At 53.6% G+C, this 16,847-nt stretch carries 13 protein-coding genes, 2 tRNA genes, 1 pseudogene and 1 riboswitch; of the genes and pseudogenes, 12 read left to right on the forward strand and 4 right to left on the reverse strand.

The genetic code is table 11. The features are described from left to right. Window positions 1-89: 89 nt before the first annotated feature. A tRNA-Trp gene (locus ACSF8W_RS16140) sits at window positions 90-166 on the forward strand. Window positions 167-523: 357 nt separating this feature from the next. Then, a tRNA-Trp gene (locus ACSF8W_RS16145) sits at window positions 524-600 on the forward strand. A gap of 104 nt (window positions 601-704) precedes the next feature. Here the strand turns inward: ACSF8W_RS16145 and crcB are convergent. Continuing rightward, window positions 705-1,088, reverse strand: a complete 384-nt coding sequence (gene crcB, locus ACSF8W_RS16150) for a fluoride efflux transporter CrcB (protein ID WP_047873683.1) — start codon at window positions 1,086-1,088, stop codon at window positions 705-707. Between the two features lie 187 nt (window positions 1,089-1,275). Between crcB and ACSF8W_RS16155 the strand changes: the two genes are divergently transcribed. From ACSF8W_RS16155 to thiH, 7 genes are all read left to right on the forward strand, one after another. Beyond that, on the forward strand, window positions 1,276-1,698 hold the full coding sequence (locus ACSF8W_RS16155; protein ID WP_500848244.1) for a universal stress protein: 423 nt from the start codon (window positions 1,276-1,278) through the stop codon (window positions 1,696-1,698). A 98-nt stretch (window positions 1,699-1,796) separates the two neighbouring features. After that, window positions 1,797-1,894: riboswitch (TPP riboswitch) on the forward strand. 135 nt (window positions 1,895-2,029) lie between these two features. After that, window positions 2,030-3,973, forward strand: coding sequence for a phosphomethylpyrimidine synthase ThiC (thiC, locus tag ACSF8W_RS16160; RefSeq protein WP_500848245.1), 1,944 nt, complete (start codon window positions 2,030-2,032; stop codon window positions 3,971-3,973). Continuing rightward, complete coding sequence (gene thiE, locus ACSF8W_RS16165; protein WP_500848246.1) at window positions 3,973-5,232, forward strand: thiamine phosphate synthase; 1,260 nt, start codon at window positions 3,973-3,975, stop codon at window positions 5,230-5,232. The genes thiC and thiE overlap by 1 nt, the downstream gene beginning before the upstream one ends. Next, entirely contained in the window at window positions 5,222-6,004 is a 783-nt protein-coding gene (locus ACSF8W_RS16170; protein WP_500848247.1) for a HesA/MoeB/ThiF family protein, read from the forward strand. The genes thiE and ACSF8W_RS16170 overlap by 11 nt, the downstream gene beginning before the upstream one ends. Continuing rightward, a complete protein-coding gene (gene thiS, locus ACSF8W_RS16175; RefSeq protein WP_500848248.1) occupies window positions 6,004-6,213 on the forward strand; it encodes a sulfur carrier protein ThiS in 210 nt (69 codons plus the stop codon). The genes ACSF8W_RS16170 and thiS overlap by 1 nt, the downstream gene beginning before the upstream one ends. A 1-nt stretch (window position 6,214) precedes the next feature. Further along, window positions 6,215-6,985, forward strand: coding sequence for a thiazole synthase (locus tag ACSF8W_RS16180; protein WP_047873689.1), 771 nt, complete (start codon window positions 6,215-6,217; stop codon window positions 6,983-6,985). An 11-nt stretch (window positions 6,986-6,996) separates the two neighbouring features. After that, complete coding sequence (thiH, locus tag ACSF8W_RS16185) at window positions 6,997-8,109, forward strand: 2-iminoacetate synthase ThiH (RefSeq protein WP_500848249.1); 1,113 nt, start codon at window positions 6,997-6,999, stop codon at window positions 8,107-8,109. 116 nt (window positions 8,110-8,225) lie between these two features. Here thiH and ACSF8W_RS16190 read toward each other — a convergent pair whose 3' ends face one another. Together ACSF8W_RS16190 and ACSF8W_RS16195 are read right to left on the reverse strand one after the other, a co-directional pair. Next, window positions 8,226-10,013: an aminopeptidase P family protein gene (locus ACSF8W_RS16190; RefSeq protein ID WP_500848250.1), complete on the reverse strand. Its 1,788-nt coding sequence runs from the start codon at window positions 10,011-10,013 to the stop codon at window positions 8,226-8,228. Window positions 10,014-10,501: 488 nt separating this feature from the next. Continuing rightward, window positions 10,502-11,539 (reverse strand): IS110 family RNA-guided transposase, encoded by a 1,038-nt coding sequence (locus ACSF8W_RS16195; protein WP_500845256.1) that lies wholly within the window; start codon window positions 11,537-11,539, stop codon window positions 10,502-10,504. Between the two features lie 213 nt (window positions 11,540-11,752). On the opposite strand from ACSF8W_RS16195, the gene ACSF8W_RS16200 reads away from it, so the two are divergent. Beyond that, window positions 11,753-12,958, forward strand: a complete 1,206-nt coding sequence (locus tag ACSF8W_RS16200) for a multidrug effflux MFS transporter (RefSeq protein ID WP_500848251.1) — start codon at window positions 11,753-11,755, stop codon at window positions 12,956-12,958. A 135-nt stretch (window positions 12,959-13,093) separates the two neighbouring features. Here the strand turns inward: ACSF8W_RS16200 and ACSF8W_RS16205 are convergent, their stop codons facing one another. Beyond that, window positions 13,094-14,020 (reverse strand): DMT family transporter, encoded by a 927-nt coding sequence (locus ACSF8W_RS16205; RefSeq protein ID WP_500848252.1) that lies wholly within the window; start codon window positions 14,018-14,020, stop codon window positions 13,094-13,096. A gap of 243 nt (window positions 14,021-14,263) precedes the next feature. On the opposite strand from ACSF8W_RS16205, the pseudogene rmuC reads away from it, so the two are divergent. Further along, window positions 14,264-15,784 (forward strand): annotated as a pseudogene (gene rmuC / locus ACSF8W_RS16210) (DNA recombination protein RmuC); the annotation flags it as partial. Between the two features lie 300 nt (window positions 15,785-16,084). Next, the gene (gene ubiE, locus ACSF8W_RS16215) at window positions 16,085-16,840 is read left to right on the forward strand and encodes a bifunctional demethylmenaquinone methyltransferase/2-methoxy-6-polyprenyl-1,4-benzoquinol methylase UbiE (protein WP_500848253.1); all 756 of its coding nucleotides are present in this window, start codon (window positions 16,085-16,087) and stop codon (window positions 16,838-16,840) included. The last annotated feature ends 7 nt before the right edge of the window (window positions 16,841-16,847 follow it).

Below are 16,847 nucleotides of genomic sequence, written 5' to 3' on the forward strand. Positions count from 1 at the left end.
TACCGGCCTGTCACGCCGGGGGTCGCGGGTTCGAGTCCCGTCCGCTCCGCCACTTTATTCAGACAAAGTTAAGTCTTTAAAACAACTACAGGGGTGTAGCTCCAATTGGCAGAGCAGCGGATTCCAAATCCGCGTGTTGGGAGTTCGAATCTCTCCACCCCTGCCACATTTAAAGCCTCAGCAGAAATGCTGGGGCTTTTTTACGTTTGGTGTTTTGTGGTGGCGAATATTTCAGAAATTGGCAGAGCCGAGGATTCCGCCATACCAAACATCAGCGCGTGTTGGGAGTTCGAATCTCTCCACCCCTGCCACCTTCGAAAGCTTCGATAGAAATTTTAAATCGGCGGTTGGGAAAAATCGCGCCCTTGGTTACTCGCCTCGTTCTTTCTGCCTATTTCAATGCTATGGGTGGTACCTGCATCAGTACGTTGTCTATATTGCGACTTTCTACAGATACTGTGAGTGAGCCCTCGAATTTTCATTTGCAGTTTGAGTGTGGATCCGTAAGATACACTCATACATTAGGGGTGTAGCTCCAATTGGCAGAGCAGCGGATTCCAAATCCGCGTGTTGGGAGTTCGAATCTCTCCACCCCTGCCAGATTTTAAAGCCTCAGCAGAAATGCTGAGGTTTTTTTATACCTAAACAAAAGGCTCTCGTCGTAAGACGAGAGCCTTTTGTTGTTTCTAAGCATACAGTGTGGGTTAGCTTTTCATCATCAGTTGGTAACCGATAAAGCAGGCGGTAATGCTGAGTGTAACGTTGAGCAGGATATTGAGGCCGGCTTTAATGAAGTCACCTTGTTGCATCAAAATCACATTGTCCATGGAAAAGGTGGAGAACGTAGTGAGGGCGCCAAGAAAGCCTAAGCCAATCAGTGGGCGGGCAGGGACGGCTCCTATCATGCCCTGGTTGAGGGCTGACATCATCAAGCCCATGATCATCGAGCCTACCACGTTGACCACCAGTGTGCCGTACGGAAAACCGCGTCCGAACAGGGACACACAAAGTTCAGAAATTAAATAACGGGAGCAAGCACCGAATGCCCCGCCCAGGGCGATCAGCCCCAGAAAAATGAACTGGTTCATTGGGATCTCATTGGGTAAGTAAAGAATGCCATACTAATACCATGTTCTGGCCGTCACGATTACCTTCAGACGGTGATATTTTTGCAATCATTGATTGAGCTGTATATTGCTATGCCGTCTCGGGTGTACGCTGCCTGTTAGGTATAGCATGGTGTTAAGCATATTGTTGAGATTAAAGGAGAGAATCATGGCACTTTATCCCACAGTCTTAGTGGCGGTTAATCCTGATGATAACGAAGCCCATCGGTTAGTGGTGAAAGCGGCTGTGGTCGCCGAGCAAAACAATGCCGAATTGCATTTGGCCTTTGTGGAGCCGGGTATGGGGAATGTGAGTTTTGCGGATGCAGAATTAGAGCTGGATGCCGTGCACGACACTTTGGCGAAACAACGCCGACAACAACTTATGGCGCTGGCATCACAGTCACCGTATCACGTGAGTGGTATTCATTTAGCTAACGGGGATGTGATCAAGCATTTGGTCGCCTTGACTGACACACTGGAAGCCAGCTTGGTGATCATTGGATGCCGTAAATCTGGCATTCATTGGTTGGGAGATGTGGGTCATGCCCTGTCTCAGCATATTCGTGGTGATGTGCTGATGTGTCAGTGATCACAAACAAAGTGCGAATGTCGTAGGGTTTGTGACTGAGAGTCGGTGAAACGGGTCTTTCCGGTTGATGATGCTGATTGGCTTACTTATACTCGAGACTCAACTTGTCGGAGTGCCACTTGGCTGAGACCGCATTGCGGGATCCGTAGAACCTGATCAGGCTAATACCTGCGAAGGGAACAAGAGAATGTTATCTGTATTGCCATGTAATTTTACTTACCCGATCAACATGGCTGCAGTTTCAGATGATGCTACACCCCCTACGTGTAGCCTCTTGTTTACGCACCCATCCGTCAAGCAACTTTCCCTAATGGATTAACAGGAAATTGCTATGTCGAATCGCAAACAAGCGAGACTGGAAGCGAAACAATTTATTGAATCATTAACGATTCAGCCTTACCCCAATTCGCACAAAGTGTATGTCACCGGTAGCCGTGACGATATTCGTGTGCCGATGCGTGAAATCTGCTTGGCCGACAGTTTGGTCGGCGGCACGAAAGATGTCCCCCTGTTTGAACCGAATGAACCGGTGCGGGTGTACGACACCTCTGGTTTTTATACCGATCCTAACCATGAGATCGATATTTATACCGGTTTACCTCAAATCCGTGAAGCCTGGATTGCGATGCGGGGTGATACCGAGTTTTTGGATGAGCAGAGCTCGGCGTATTCCAAAGAACGTTTAGCCGACAAAACCTTGGATGACTTACGCTTTGGTGAACAAGCCCGTATTCGTCGCGCCAAACCCGGTGCCAATGTCACCCAGCTACACTACGCCCGCCAAGGCGTGATCACCCCAGAGATGGAATACATTGCGATTCGGGAAAACATGGGGCGGGCCAAATACCGCGATGAAGTCCTGAATCAGCAACACCCGGGCATGGCATTTGGTGCCACTCTGCCGGCAGAGATCACCCCTGAGTTTGTCCGTCAGGAAGTGGCCGAAGGCCGCGCCATTATCCCCGCGAATATCAATCACCCTGAATCGGAGCCAATGATCATTGGCCGTAACTTCCTGGTTAAAGTGAATGCCAATATCGGCAATTCCTCCGTCAGCTCCTCCATTGAGGAAGAGGTGGAAAAACTGGTGTGGTCGACCCGCTGGGGCGGCGATACGGTGATGGATCTGTCGACCGGCCGTAATATCCACGAAACCCGTGAATGGATCATCCGTAACAGCCCTGTGCCAATCGGGACGGTGCCGATGTATCAGGCGCTGGAAAAAGTGAACGGAATTGCGGAGAACCTCAATTGGGACGTGTTCCGGGATACCTTGCTCGAGCAAGCTGAGCAAGGGGTGGATTACTTCACTATTCATGCCGGTGTGTTACTGCGTTATGTGCCGATGACCGCGAAACGGGTGACCGGCATTGTGTCACGAGGCGGCTCTATCATGGCCAAGTGGTGCTTAGCCCATCATAAAGAAAGCTTCCTCTATGAGCACTTCCGTGAGATCTGTGAGATCTGTGCCCAATACGATATCTCCCTGTCATTGGGTGATGGGCTGCGTCCCGGCTCGGTGGCTGATGCCAATGATGAAGCCCAGTTCAGTGAATTGCGTACCTTGGGTGAGCTGACCAAAATTGCCTGGGAATACGATGTGCAGGTGATGATTGAAGGCCCTGGCCACGTACCGATGCACATGATCAAAGAAAACATGGAAGAGCAACTCAAGCACTGCCATGAAGCCCCTTTCTATACCCTCGGCCCTCTGACCACGGACATTGCACCGGGTTATGATCACATTACGTCCGGGATTGGCGCCGCCATGATTGGTTGGTACGGCTGTGCCATGTTGTGCTACGTCACCCCGAAAGAACATTTAGGCCTACCGAATAAAGAAGACGTCAAAGTCGGGCTTATCACGTACAAGCTGTGTGCCCATGCGGCTGACTTAGCCAAAGGGCACCCCGGTGCACAGGTCCGTGACAATGCCTTGTCCAAAGCGCGCTTTGAATTTCGGTGGGAAGATCAATTTAACCTCGGCTTGGATCCGGAAACCGCGCGTGCTTACCACGATGAAACCCTGCCGCAAGAGTCCGGCAAAATCGCCCATTTCTGTTCAATGTGTGGCCCGAAATTCTGCTCAATGAAAATTTCGCAGGAAGTGCGTGAATACGCCAAAGATTTGGATCAACAAGCCGCCCAAGCGGTGGCCATTGAGGTGATGGACGATTCGGCGGTGGCGATTCAGCAGGCTGGTATGCAGCAGATGTCGGCAGAATTCAAAGCCCGAGGGAGTGAACTTTATCACCCTGCTAAAGAGGATAGTTAATGAACGCAGTCTGTTTACCCGATCATCTGACGCCGCTATTGATGCACTTAGAGCCGCTGCTGGCAGCGGCGGAGCATTATGCACTGGGCGAGCCTGTGCAACTGGCGTGGAGCGAATCGGCAGTGGTAGACATGGATGTGGACGGGCGACGTTTTACGGTGGCGTTTGATGCGCCAGAGCCCGTCAATCAAGAGGATGACGTGACGGGTTATGTGGTGCATGACCAGTGGTTAGCCCCGTATCCGACGTTAACGGACATCCAGCAGCAGGTCGCAGTGACCCCTTCGATGGTGGTGTGTGGCCTGCCGACCGAGCAAGGGTGCGTCGATGTGTGGCATCACGACGGCGAAGCCCGTGCGGTGTATTGCCACCATACCGGTGCGTGTGATGCGCAGCGGGCCATGCTGCTCGCGGCATTAGCATTAGATTACCCGTTGGAAGATGCGGTGACGTTGGCGCGTGCCTATGCCCGTCGCTATGTGTTTGCGACCGATGGCGATGCGGGGCCGACATGGCCGGTTGACCACCGTTTGTTCCCGCGTCCGCTGACCGCCAATCATCCGGAAGTGGCCGACTTGGGCTGGCAGTGCAAAACAACAGCGGTTACTGCGTTTGCCTCGGTTGATCGCACCAAACTGGCGCTGTATCCGGTGGTGGACTCGGCCGAGTGGGTGGAAAAGGTGCTGGCAAGTGGCGTGATGACGACCCAGCTTCGGATCAAAGATCCCCAAGCGCCGACCTTATCGGCGCAAATTGCCCGTATTGTGGCAGCCGGAGAAGCCCATCAGGCGCAGGTGTTTGTGAATGATTACTGGCAACTGGCGATCGAGCACGGCGCGTACGGTGTGCACTTGGGGCAAGAAGATCTGGAAACCGCCGACTTGGCAGCGATTGCCGAGGCCGGTCTGCGTTTGGGGCTCTCAACGCACGGTTACTATGAAATCCTGCGTGCGGCCGAGTTCTCGCCGAGCTACATCGCGTTGGGCCATATCTTCCCGACCACCACCAAAAACATGCCGTCCAAACCGCAGGGGGTGAACCGTTTGGCGTTGTACCAAAAGTTGATTGGTGATGCGTTTCCGACCGTCGCGATCGGCGGGATTGATTTGAGTCGTGCCGAAAAAGTGTGGCGTACCGGAGTCAGCAGTGTGGCAGTGGTTCGGGCGATCACCGAAGCCGAAGATACCGCTCAAGCCGTGGCAGATTTTCAGCAGGTGTTGGTGCGCGAGGTCAAAGGAGTGCCCGACCATGATCAGTGATCAGGCGTTTTTACGCTATAGCCGGCAGATCATGCTGCCGGAGATCGGCGAGCAGGGGCAGACGGATCTGGCCAATGCGCAGGTGCTGATCGTGGGCGCGGGCGGACTGGGCTCTGCCGCCGCCTTGTATTTGGCTGGTGCTGGTGTGGGGCAGGTTGTGATCGCGGATGACGATCGGCTGGAAGTGTCTAATTTACCGCGTCAGGTGCTTTACCGGGAGGCCGATATTGGTCAACCGAAAGCGGTGCAGGCGGCGGCGCAATTGCAGGCGCTTAACCCGTTGGTGCGGGTGCGAGCGGTGAATGCCCGTTTGGCGGGCGAACGTCTGGCGCTGGAAGTGGCACAAGCGGATGTGGTACTGGATTGTTCGGATAATCTGGCTACCCGCCATGCGGTCAATCAGGCGTGTTATCGCGCCCGTAAACCGCTCATTGCCGGGGCGGCGATCCGCTGGCACGGACAGCTCATGGCGTTTGATTTTCGCCAAGGGCAGGGGCCGTGTTACCACTGCCTGTTTCCCCTGCCTGATGCGTCCTCATCCGCCGGGCCACAAAATTGCAGTACCGGCGGCGTGGCAGGCCCCGTGGTTGGCAACATCGGTACCCTGCAAGCGCTGGAAGCCCTGAAAGTATTAACCGGAGCGGGGAGTGTTGCGTTTTCCCGTCTGCAAAATTTTGATGGCCTGACCCTACAGTGGCAATCATTTCATTTCACACAAGACACATCGTGCCCGGTTTGTGGCCCGTCCGTGTCACAACGAGAGCAATGTTGATGTCGACAATAGCGTTAATGGTGAATGACAAGGCAATGGACGTCCCGCAAGGGATCTCGTTACATGCCTTATTGGAGCAACTGGCGATGCCGCTTCAGGCAACCGCTGTGGCTGTGAATGAAGAGATTGTCTCGCGCCCGTCGTGGGAGACAACCGTGCTGAGTGACGGGGATCGTATTGCCCTGTTCCAAGCGATAGCAGGAGGCTGAGATGCTCACGATTGCAGATAAGACGTTTTCCTCCCGCCTGTTTACCGGGACGGGTAAATACGCCAACCGCCAGACCATGGCCTCGTCCATTATTGCCTCGGGATCAGAATTGGTCACCATGGCACTCAAGCGCGTTGATATCGACAAGCGGGACGATGACATTCTGGCGCCGTTGATGGAAGCGGGCGTGAATTTACTGCCTAACACATCGGGTGCGAAAAATGCCAAAGAAGCGGTGTTTGCTGCGCAGTTGGCCCGCTCGGCGCTCGGCACAAATTGGCTGAAATTGGAAATCCATCCGGATCCGAAATACTTGATGCCCGATCCGATCGAAACGCTGAAAGCGGCAGAGAAGCTGGTACAGGAAGGCTTTATTGTCCTGCCTTACTGCCATGCTGATCCGGTGTTGTGTAAACGCTTGGAAGAAGTCGGCTGTGCGGCGGTGATGCCCTTGGGGGCGCCGATTGGCACCAATAAAGGGCTGGCATCGCGTGATTTTCTTGAAATCATCATCGATCAGGCGCGGGTACCGGTGATTGTGGATGCCGGGATCGGGGCACCGTCCCATGCGGCAGAAGCGATGGAAATGGGCGCCGATGCGGTCTTGGTGAATACCGCCATTGCGGCCGCCGCCGATCCGATTGCCATGGGCCGTGCGTTCAAGCTGGCGGTGGAAGGCGGGCGTATGGCGTATGAGGCCGGGCTGGCTGGAACGGTGAATCATGCCATTGCCTCGAGTCCGTTGACGGCGTTTTTGGCTCAGCCTGCATAAAGGAGCGTGCGATGAGTTTTGTTGATGTGTGGCAGCGTCTGGAATGGGATGATATTCGTTTGTCGATCTACAGCAAGACGGCGGCAGATGTGGAGCGGGCGCTGCGCAAACCCAAGCGCGATCTGGAGGATTTCAAAGCCCTGATCTCGCCAGCGGCGGAGCCGTATCTGGAGCAAATGGCCCAGCAATCGGCCGCCCTGACCCGCAAGCGGTTCGGTCATACCATGTCTTTTTATGTCCCGCTTTATTTGTCGAACCTGTGTGCCAATGCGTGTACCTACTGCGGGTTTTCCATGGAGAACCGGATCAAGCGACGCACACTGAATGTGGCGGAAATTGAGCGTGAATGCGCCGCCATCAAAGCGATGCACTTTGACAATATTCTGCTGGTCACTGGCGAGCATGAGCGCAAGGTGGGGATGGACTATTTCCGTCAGGCCCTGCCGGCGATCAAGGCGCAGTTCAACTATTTGGCGATGGAAGTGCAACCGCTGGATCAGGCTGAGTACGCTGAACTTAAAACGCTGGGGCTGGATGCGGTGATGGTGTATCAGGAAACCTATCATGCTGCGACCTATGCTGAGCATCACTTGCGCGGTAATAAGATGGACTTCCACTACCGTCTAGAAACACCGGATCGGCTAGCCCGTGCCGGTATTGATAAAATCGGTATCGGCGCGTTGATCGGCTTGGATGAGTGGCGCACCGATTGTTTTTTTGTGGCAGCCCATCTGGATTATCTGGAGCGCACCTATTGGCAGACCCGCTATTCCATCTCGTTCCCGCGTTTGCGCCCGTGTGAAGGGGGGCTGCAGCCCAAATCCATCATGACGGATAGCCAGTTGGTACAGCTGATCTGTGCGTATCGTTTGTTGAATCCGGAAGTAGAGTTGTCGTTGTCGACCCGTGAGTCCGCCCATTTTCGCGATAACGTGTTGCCACTGGGGATCACCTCGATGTCGGCGGGGTCGAAAACCCAACCGGGTGGCTATGCCGATGGTGAACCGGAGCTGGAGCAGTTTGCGATCAGTGACGAGCGTTCGGCAGCGCAGGTGGCAGAATCCGTAAAGCGCCATGGTTTTGAAGTGGTGTGGAAGGACTGGCATCGCGCCTATTCGGGCTAGTGTTTACCCCGATATACATGCCACCATAAAAAGAAAAACGCCCGTGCAAGACGGGCGTTTTTTTATCTGTTTCTGTGTGACGTGCTGTGCTGCTTTTGGCTTAGCGGCTTAGCGGCTTAGCGGCTTAGCGGTGCAGTGGCTTGCTCAAGCCATGCCAAGTCGTCGCCTTCAAGAGCTGGACTGATCGCGGCAAACACGGTTTCGTGGTAGCGGTTCAGCCAAGCCAGCTCGCTGTCTGTCATCAGTGAGACATCCACCAAACGGCGATCGATAGGCGCACGGGTCAGTGATTCAAAGCCCAGTACGTGCATATCGCCAGCGGTTTCGATTTCCACCACTAACTCCAGGTTTTCGATACGGATACCGAACGCATCGGCGCGGTAGTAGCCCGGCTCGTTAGACAGCACCATACCCGGGAGGAGTGCAGTTGGGTTGTACACTTTCGCGATACGCTGCGGGCCTTCATGCACACTCAGGAAGTGGCCGACACCGTGACCGGTACCGTGGTCGTAATCAAAGCCGTATGCCCACAGATGCTGGCGAGCCAGTGAATCCAGTTGTGAGCCGGTCGTGCCTTTCGGGAAGCGCGCTGATGCCAAACCAATGTGACCTTTCAGTACCAAGGTAAAGGTTTGCTTCACCTCATCGCTTGGGGTGCCGACAGCAATGGTACGGGTGATATCGGTGGTGCCGTCTGGGTATTGACCGCCTGAATCCACCAGGTACACATTGTCCATTTCCAGCACACTTGGCGCAGGCTGGTTCAGGTGGTTGTAGTGACACATGGCCGCATTGGCGCCTGCGGCGGAAATGGTATCAAAGCTCACATCGGTACAGCTGCTGTCTTGGGCACGGAACTGCCACAGTTGATCCGACAAGGTGCCTTCATCAAGTAGGTTACCTTGTGCGACTTGGCGATCGACCCATGCCAAAAATTTTGATACCGCGACGCCATCACGCACGTGACAGGCTTTCATGCCCGCGATTTCCGTCGCGTTCTTGGCCGCTTTTGGTAGCAAGCACGGATCCGCCGCTTCAATCAATGTCGCGTTGGCAGCACGCAGAACCTGACTGGCCCACGCATTACTGGTGGCGGGATCAACCAAGACGGCGTTGCCGCCGAGTTGTTGCAGGGCGGCTTCTAGTGCTTCCGGCGCATGTACGCGCACGCCTTCACCGACATGGTTGGCAAATTCAGCGGGTAGGCGGGCTGGATCGATAAAGAAATCGACGCTGGCATCGGCATGAATGATCGCGGTTGAGAGCAGAACGGGCAGGCTAGGCACATCGCTGCCACGTACGTTCAATAGCCAAGCAATGCTATCCAATTGGGTCAGTAGCGCGGCATCGGCTTTTTGCTTGGTGACGTTCGCAGCGATTTGCTGGCGTTTGTCAGCACTGCTTTGGCCGACAAAATCCAAGCCCATCAATTTGGCATTAGACAAGGTCGCGGCAGGGCGATCGTGCCAGAACAGCTCGATAGGGTTCTCGTCAATGCAGACCAGCTCCAGTTCACCGGCGACCATTGTTGTGTGGCGGGCCAGCCACGCACTGCTGTGCAGGCGGGCATCAATGGCCACTTTGCTGCCGGTTGGCAGGTGATCCAACGCCCATTGCATTGGCGGCTCTTCAATCAGGTGGCGGTATTCGTAGATGTCGCCTGGGACTTGCTTGCGCACTTGTACCACGTAGCGGCCATCGACGAACATCGCGGCGCTGTCGCGCGCGATTACCGCCATACCCGCAGAGCCGGTAAAGCCCGTTGCCCAGTGCAGGCGCTCGTTATGGTCGGGAATGTATTCACCGAGGTATTCATCTTCGTGGGGGATCAGCAGGGCATCCAGCTGGTTGTCAGTCAACCACTGGCGGATCTGCGCGACGCGTTGTGCGATATTGGTTTGCATGTGCTTTATTCCTTTCACTTGTCACCGTCCCTGTGACGGCATGGATGCCAGCCTGAAGAGTTAACCGTTCCCGCACGCTGTGTAGCCGCATGAAAAGGCTTAACTGTTCAGGCTGATCGTACTACGTTAGCGTGTTTGCTGTGTGGCTGCAATTGGTGGGCAGTGAAATCCTGTTCACGGCGTCGCAACGGCAACGGAACGGGCTGGATTTACTCACTATGGCCTTGATGGGATGCCAAAAGGGACACCGAACAGAGAAGGACATGCTGTGGTTCTTATATGGACTCCTAGAGAAAATCAACAAACAGCATGAAAGCAGGAATTGATACGCGCTTATATACGGGCTACTTTGAGGAGCGACCTCGCCCTACTATGTATTCGCACCAACAAGCTTATTCTATGGGGCGGTATAACTTACCATGAACCACAACGAGCTTTTGTTGGTCGGTCTGACCTGTTTCACATCGTAATTTGTTGATTACTCATATTCATAAAGCCAAACAAACAGGCTTATATTCTGAGTCATGTTTTAGTAGTGCGTACGCGGTACGCACTGTTTTGTTAGCTAACGCTATAGCTGCAATTTTCTTACCTCGACGCTCGATTAAGGATTTCAGCCAAGCTTCTTTTTGAGTTCGTGGTTGGATATGAACCACCTTACACACTACGGCAAGCGCACCTTGAAAAAGGATACTACGGAGTCGCTTGTCTGCATTACGTTTAGAGATCCGCCCTAAGCGCTCTTTCTCACCCGAACTATACTGCTTGGGGGTTAAACCGATACTGGCTGCTGCATCTTTGCCATTAACAAAATTTTCGCCTTTACCCAAGCGGATAGCTAATCCAAGCGCCCCAATTGGGCCGACGCCCTCTAACGCCATCAACTTTTGACAAGGAGCATGAGCTGCTACCAAAGCTTCCAATTGCACATTTAAACTATCTACATACTCAAGCTGCACTAATAATCTTTGCCAGGCCTGAAATAATGTCTCTCTGAAACTATGAGGTAAGCCGTTCTCGGCATCTTCTAAAATCAAAGGTAGGCTACGTTTTAACGCTGATAGACCTTGAGGAAAAATGATACCGAACTCACTGAGTAACCCCCTTAGTTGGTTACTTAATTCAACTTGTTGAGCAATCGCTAACTCACGCACTCGAGATATAGATTGTAGGCCTTGCTCCTCTTCAGATAACACCCTCACACTATGAATGTGTAATTGCGTAGCCGCTACGGCTATTGCAAGCGCATCATTTCGATCTGTTTTCTGCTTATGTTGGAATGGCTTAACAGCCCTAGCACTCATCATCTTTACTGAATGCCCGGCCGACTTTGCAAGTCTTGACCAATAATGCGCGCTGGCGCACGCTTCCATTGCGACCAGCGAAGGCTTTTCTTTCCATATCAATTCAATGAGCTTTTGTCTGGACAACTTTCGGTTGTATAGCACGTTGCCTAACGGGCCAACTTTGCAAACTTGAAAAACATTTTTTGCCAAATCGATGGCAAGCACATTATGGTTACTCATGTATGGGCTCCTCTTTGGCTAATTCTTGCTTGAATTAATACCGTACTCCCCTTGGTGGGAAGGAGTCCATACATCTGTGAGGGGGCACCACAGAAGGGTGATATTCCAAAAAGGAAATCGTGACTTGAATATAAACCATTTCTATTCATATCAGCTTCGACGTAGACTGCCGCCATTCTTCGGACACTCCCAGCACATTAATAAGCAACGATTATGCAATCCAATCCAGTTTCTCCGCCTGCGGGCGCCAAACTTGTCACCCTGATGGTGATATTGGTGCTCTTTAGCCCGCTCGCTATCGATATTTACCTGCCCGCTTTCCCTGCGATGGCAGGCACCTTTGCCGTGGATACCACCCGCGTGCAAGACACCATTACTTGGTTTATGTTCAGCCTTGGCTTGGGCCAACTGTTAGCCGGGCCGTTAGCTGATCGCTTTGGTCGTCGTCCGATCGCCCTTGGTGGGATCCTGATTTATGGCGTGAGTGCCACGTTGGCGTATATGGCACAAAGCCTTGATATGTTGCTGGTGGCGCGTTTACTGCAAGGCTTCGGCGCCTGTGCGACGTCGGTTGCAGCGTTCTCTGCCGTGCGTGACAGTTTCGGTCCAGAGAAAAGCGGGCGCATGATCAGCTACCTGAACGGTGCGATCTGCTTTATTCCGGCCTTGGCGCCGCTATTGGGCACGTGGCTGACGCATCACTTTGGCTGGCGTTCTAACTTCAGCTTCATGGCGGGTTTTGCCATTGTCGCGGGTCTGTTGATTGTGCTGCAGTTCAAAGAGACGCGTCCAGCGACCACCGATGTCTCCGGTTCGACGATCAGCTTGTCCCGTTACCTGTCTGTCCTGCGTGAGCCTACGTTCCTGTTCCATGCCACCTTGTGTATGTTGGCGATGTCCGTGATTTTGGCGTACGTCACCTCAGCCCCTGTGTGGTTGATGATGGAACTGGGCCAAGACATGAACCAATTTACCGTGTGGTTTGGCGTGAATGCCGCCTTGAACATTCTGGCGTGTATGGTCGCGCCGAAATACATGGACCGCTTTGGTTCGCGCACGACGTTGAGCACCGGCTTGCTGATCTTGTTGGTGGCGGGCGGTTTGATGCTGGTGATGAGCCAGTTTCACGCCGCGTGGGCGTTCATGGTACCGATCTTCCTGTCATCGTTTGGTTTTGCCTTTGTGTTGGGCTCCTCAGCCGGTAAAGCCTTAGCGCCGTTTGGTGACCGCGCGGGTACTGCGGCGGCGTTACTGGGTTTATTCCAGATGAGTGGAGCAGGGGTGATGGTTAGCTTGACCCAACGCTTGGATCTGACGCCGCCGAATTTGATGGTGTTGCAAATGTGGCTACTGATCCCGGGGCTGATTTTGCTGTGGAGCCGTTTGGGGCGCCGCTGGCATGCACCGGTTGCCGCATAAGGCCTTCCGGCATCGATAAGTTTTGATAATAAGACGCCTCAGCTCAAAAGGCGCTGGGTCTCGACAACCCGGATACATTTTTGCCTGCCACCGATGTGGCAGGCTTTTTTTGTTTTTGGATAAGTGAGAGGAATATTACGCAGCAGAAGAGGGATCGGCGGTGGCGTCTTTCTTGTTTTTCCCTTTTCCTTTTCCTTTCCATTGCTGGATCACTAAGCCACAGATGATCAGGGCCAAGCCAATCAGCGTCGACGGGTAGATCTGCTCGCCGATGATGGTGGCCAGTAGCATCAATGAAATGAACGGCGAGATGAAAATCAGATTGCTGATCCGTGCCGTGTTGCGGGTCAGTTTGAGCGCATTGATCCACAGCACGAACGTGATCCCCATTTCAAACAGACCCACATAACTCACCGCTGCCCAGCCTTGCCAAGGCACGTCCCCCCAGCCGCCGTGATACAGGCTCAGACCGATCGAAAAGGGTAACGAGACCAAGAACCCCAGCAATACACCGAGTACCGGATCCGCCTGATTTTTGGTATTCAAAATCCAATACATCGCCCACAGCAAGGTAGACAGCAACGCCAGCGCTACGCCCATCGGGCTATCAAACTGCAATGCCATGACATCGCCTTTGGTGGCAATCACGACCACGCCCAGATACCCCAGCAAACAGGCCATCCAATCTTGCTTACGGATTTTCTGCCCAAGGAACACCGCCGCCATCAAGGTTAAGGTGATCGCCCAGCTGTAATTCAACGGTTGGGCTTGTGAGGCGGGCAGCAGCTCATAGGATTTGAACAGTACCAAGTAGTAAGCAAACGGATTAATGAGCCCAAGCAGTAAGTAATACAGTGGACGTGCCACAAAGGTGCGGCTGAGTTGATGGAGTTTGCCTTGATACAAGGCGATCGCCCCCAGCGCAATTGCGGAAACCACACTGGCGGCAACCAGCATTTGTACTGGCGAGAAATAGTTCAGGGTAATTTTAAATGCAGTGGCCACCGTCGACCACAAGAGGACGGCCGATAAGCCGTACCCGAGCGCATAACGTTCGTTCATTGTTCATCCATAATCAAGTGCGACCGGGGCAGCGATGCCACGGGGTGGGATCGGTTAGAAAGTCAGTGTATGCGATTGTCTAAAGGGCGGCTAGCACCTCACAGAGTCAATGTAATATTTTGCAGAACAGCGACTGTTATCCCATGGATTGCGACTGGACATTCATCCAGTATCCCCTTAGCCTTGAGAGATGAAAATACGGCGTGATCGCGCCTGAAAAAACAATGAGTCAGGATAAAAAACATGATCAATGAGTGGCTGTCCGGATATGGATGGGCGGTGGTGGCTGGGGTGTCGTGCACGGCACTGGCCAGTGCGATCACCGCATGGGTGATCAACACCCGATGGCAGCAGCAGATCCAACTGTTACAGCAGCAGGCAGACGCCGATGTGCGTCTGTCCCAGAGCCGCGAGCAGCACAGTCAAAGCCAATTGCATGAACGCAATCAAGAACTCGATGACATGGACGTGGAGCGCGATCGCCTGACGGCAGAATTGCGCCAGATGCACGGGCGTTTAGCCGCTGCACTCGAAAAAATGCGCCATTTCGAGGCGCTGAAAAATGAAAAAACCTACCTGACCGAGCAACTCGAGAATGCCCGTATGGCTAACGCTGGGTTGGAAGCGGATTTGCGTGAACAAGAAGCCCGCCACTTTGAAGAGCAAAAAGCCGCCGACGAGAAAATCGCCCTGCTGGAAAATGCCGAGGAGCGCCTGCGCATTCAGTTTGAAAGTTTAGCCAACCGCTTGTTTGAGCAGAAAACCCGCACTGTCGATGAGCAGAACCGGATCAGCATGCATGGCTTGTTGGGTCCCTTGCGTGAACAGTTGGAAGGGTTCCGCAAACAAGTGAATGACAACTTCAGTCAGGAAGCACGTGAGCGTCATACGTTGGTGCATGAGATCAACAACCTCAAACAACTCAATGAACAGATGGCTCGTGAAGCCGTAAACCTGACCCAAGCCCTGAAAGGCGACAACAAAGCGCAGGGGAACTGGGGCGAAGTGGTGTTGGCGCGGGTGCTGAGTGAATCCGGCCTGCGAGAAGGCCACGAATACCAGACGCAGGTCAGCTTGGAAAACGAAGACGGTAAACGCTACCAACCGGATGTGGTGGTCCACCTGCCGCAAAACAAAGACGTGGTGGTGGATGCCAAAATGTCACTGGTGGCTTACGAGCGTTACTTCAATGCCGATACCCTGGCCGAGCAAGAGTTGGCGCTGGGCGAGCACATCGCCTCGGTGCGCAGCCACATTCGCGGCCTGAGCCGTAAGGACTATCACCAGCTGCACGGGGTCGAAAGCCTCGATTACGTCTTGATGTTCATTCCGGTTGAGCCCGCGTTTCAGTCGGCTGTTGCTGCCGATCCGCGTTTGATCCGTGATGCGATGGATCAAAACATCATGCTGGTCAGCCCGACCACCTTGCTGGTGGCATTGCGTACCATCAGTAACCTGTGGCGCAACGAGCGCCAGAATCAGAACGCCAAGCAAATCGCCGAACGTGCCAGTAAGCTCTATGACAAGCTGCGCCTGTTTGTGACGGACATGGAAGGCGTGGGCGCCTCGTTAGAGAAAGCCAATCAGAACTACCAAGGGGCGATGAACAAGCTGGTCACCGGTCGTGGCAACGTGATCCGCCAAGCGGAAGGTTTCCGTCAATTGGGGGTGGAAGTGAAACGCGATATCACGCCACTGCTGGTGGAACGGGCCATGCTAGGCGCGGCAGATGTGCCAGAGCGCGATATACAAAAGCACAGCATACGACAGGGCGATGCGGCCAATATCGATGTACCCAAGAATGACGTACCGGTGAGCGGTGCGCCGGATCACCTTGCCGCCCTGTCTGCGACGCGTCCGAAGCCCGAAGCTGCCGTGCACAGTCAAGTCTTGCATCACACCTTGCGCCATGCGGCACATTATGGTGACAGCCAGCGTCCCGCGACGCTGACGGATCGTACTGACGAGGCCGATAATTGATTGAGGGTTGTGCTTTGAGCAAAGGACAACCATCAAGTACACTAGGCCAGTAATTGACAAATAGTTAACCATGACGGAATGAACATGACGGACACCACACAAGATACGACCCATTTTGGCTATCGTACCGTAGCCAAGGAACAAAAGGCTGAGCTGGTCGCGGAAGTTTTTCACTCTGTTGCCGCCAAATACGACATTATGAACGACTTGATGTCGATGGGGGTTCACCGGGTCTGGAAACGATTTACCATCGATTGCAGTGGTGTACGCCGCGGTCATAAAGTGCTGGATTTAGGTGGCGGTACCGGCGATCTCACCGCGAAATTTTCCCGTATTGTGGGTGATAGCGGACAAGTGATCTTGGCCGATATCAACAACTCCATGCTGAAAGTCGGCCGCAGTAAACTGCGTGACTTGGGCGTGGTCGGCAATGTGGGTTACGTGCAGGCCAATGCCGAAGAGTTACCGTTCCCGGATGACTTTTTTGACTGTATTACCATCAGTTTCTGTTTACGTAACGTGACCGATAAAGACAAAGCCTTACGTTCCATGTACCGCGTACTGAAGCCGGGCGGCCGCTTACTCGTGCTGGAATTTTCCAAGCCGATCCTCGAGCCATTGTCGAAAGTGTACGATGCGTACTCGTTCCACCTGTTGCCAAAAATGGGTGAAATCATTGCCAACGACAGCGAAAGCTACCGTTACCTGGCGGAATCCATTCGCATGCATCCGGATCAAAATACGCTGGAAAGCATGATGCAAGAGGCCGGTTTCGAGCAAACCAATTATTACAACCTGACGGGCGGCATTGTTGCCTTGCACCGTGGTTATAAGTTCTGAGGATCCT

The organism is Photobacterium sp. 270122K (assembly GCF_059941365.1).

What these genes read in the sequence shown, in the direction of transcription:
- thiS (WP_500848248.1), top strand. Translation starts at nt 6,004, where the DNA reads ATGTCGACAATAGCGTTAATGGTGAATGACAAGGCAATGGACGTCCCG.
- ACSF8W_RS16200 (WP_500848251.1), top strand. Translation starts at nt 11,753, where the DNA reads ATGCAATCCAATCCAGTTTCTCCGCCTGCGGGCGCCAAACTTGTCACC.
- ubiE (WP_500848253.1), top strand. Translation starts at nt 16,085, where the DNA reads ATGACGGACACCACACAAGATACGACCCATTTTGGCTATCGTACCGTA.
- crcB (WP_047873683.1), bottom strand. Translation starts at nt 1,088, where the DNA reads ATGAACCAGTTCATTTTTCTGGGGCTGATCGCCCTGGGCGGGGCATTC.
- thiC (WP_500848245.1), top strand. Translation starts at nt 2,030, where the DNA reads ATGTCGAATCGCAAACAAGCGAGACTGGAAGCGAAACAATTTATTGAA.
- ACSF8W_RS16190 (WP_500848250.1), bottom strand. Translation starts at nt 10,013, where the DNA reads ATGCAAACCAATATCGCACAACGCGTCGCGCAGATCCGCCAGTGGTTG.
- ACSF8W_RS16180 (WP_047873689.1), top strand. Translation starts at nt 6,215, where the DNA reads ATGCTCACGATTGCAGATAAGACGTTTTCCTCCCGCCTGTTTACCGGG.
- ACSF8W_RS16195 (WP_500845256.1), bottom strand. Translation starts at nt 11,539, where the DNA reads ATGAGTAACCATAATGTGCTTGCCATCGATTTGGCAAAAAATGTTTTT.
- thiE (WP_500848246.1), top strand. Translation starts at nt 3,973, where the DNA reads ATGAACGCAGTCTGTTTACCCGATCATCTGACGCCGCTATTGATGCAC.
- ACSF8W_RS16170 (WP_500848247.1), top strand. Translation starts at nt 5,222, where the DNA reads ATGATCAGTGATCAGGCGTTTTTACGCTATAGCCGGCAGATCATGCTG.
- ACSF8W_RS16205 (WP_500848252.1), bottom strand. Translation starts at nt 14,020, where the DNA reads ATGAACGAACGTTATGCGCTCGGGTACGGCTTATCGGCCGTCCTCTTG.
- ACSF8W_RS16155 (WP_500848244.1), top strand. Translation starts at nt 1,276, where the DNA reads ATGGCACTTTATCCCACAGTCTTAGTGGCGGTTAATCCTGATGATAAC.
- thiH (WP_500848249.1), top strand. Translation starts at nt 6,997, where the DNA reads ATGAGTTTTGTTGATGTGTGGCAGCGTCTGGAATGGGATGATATTCGT.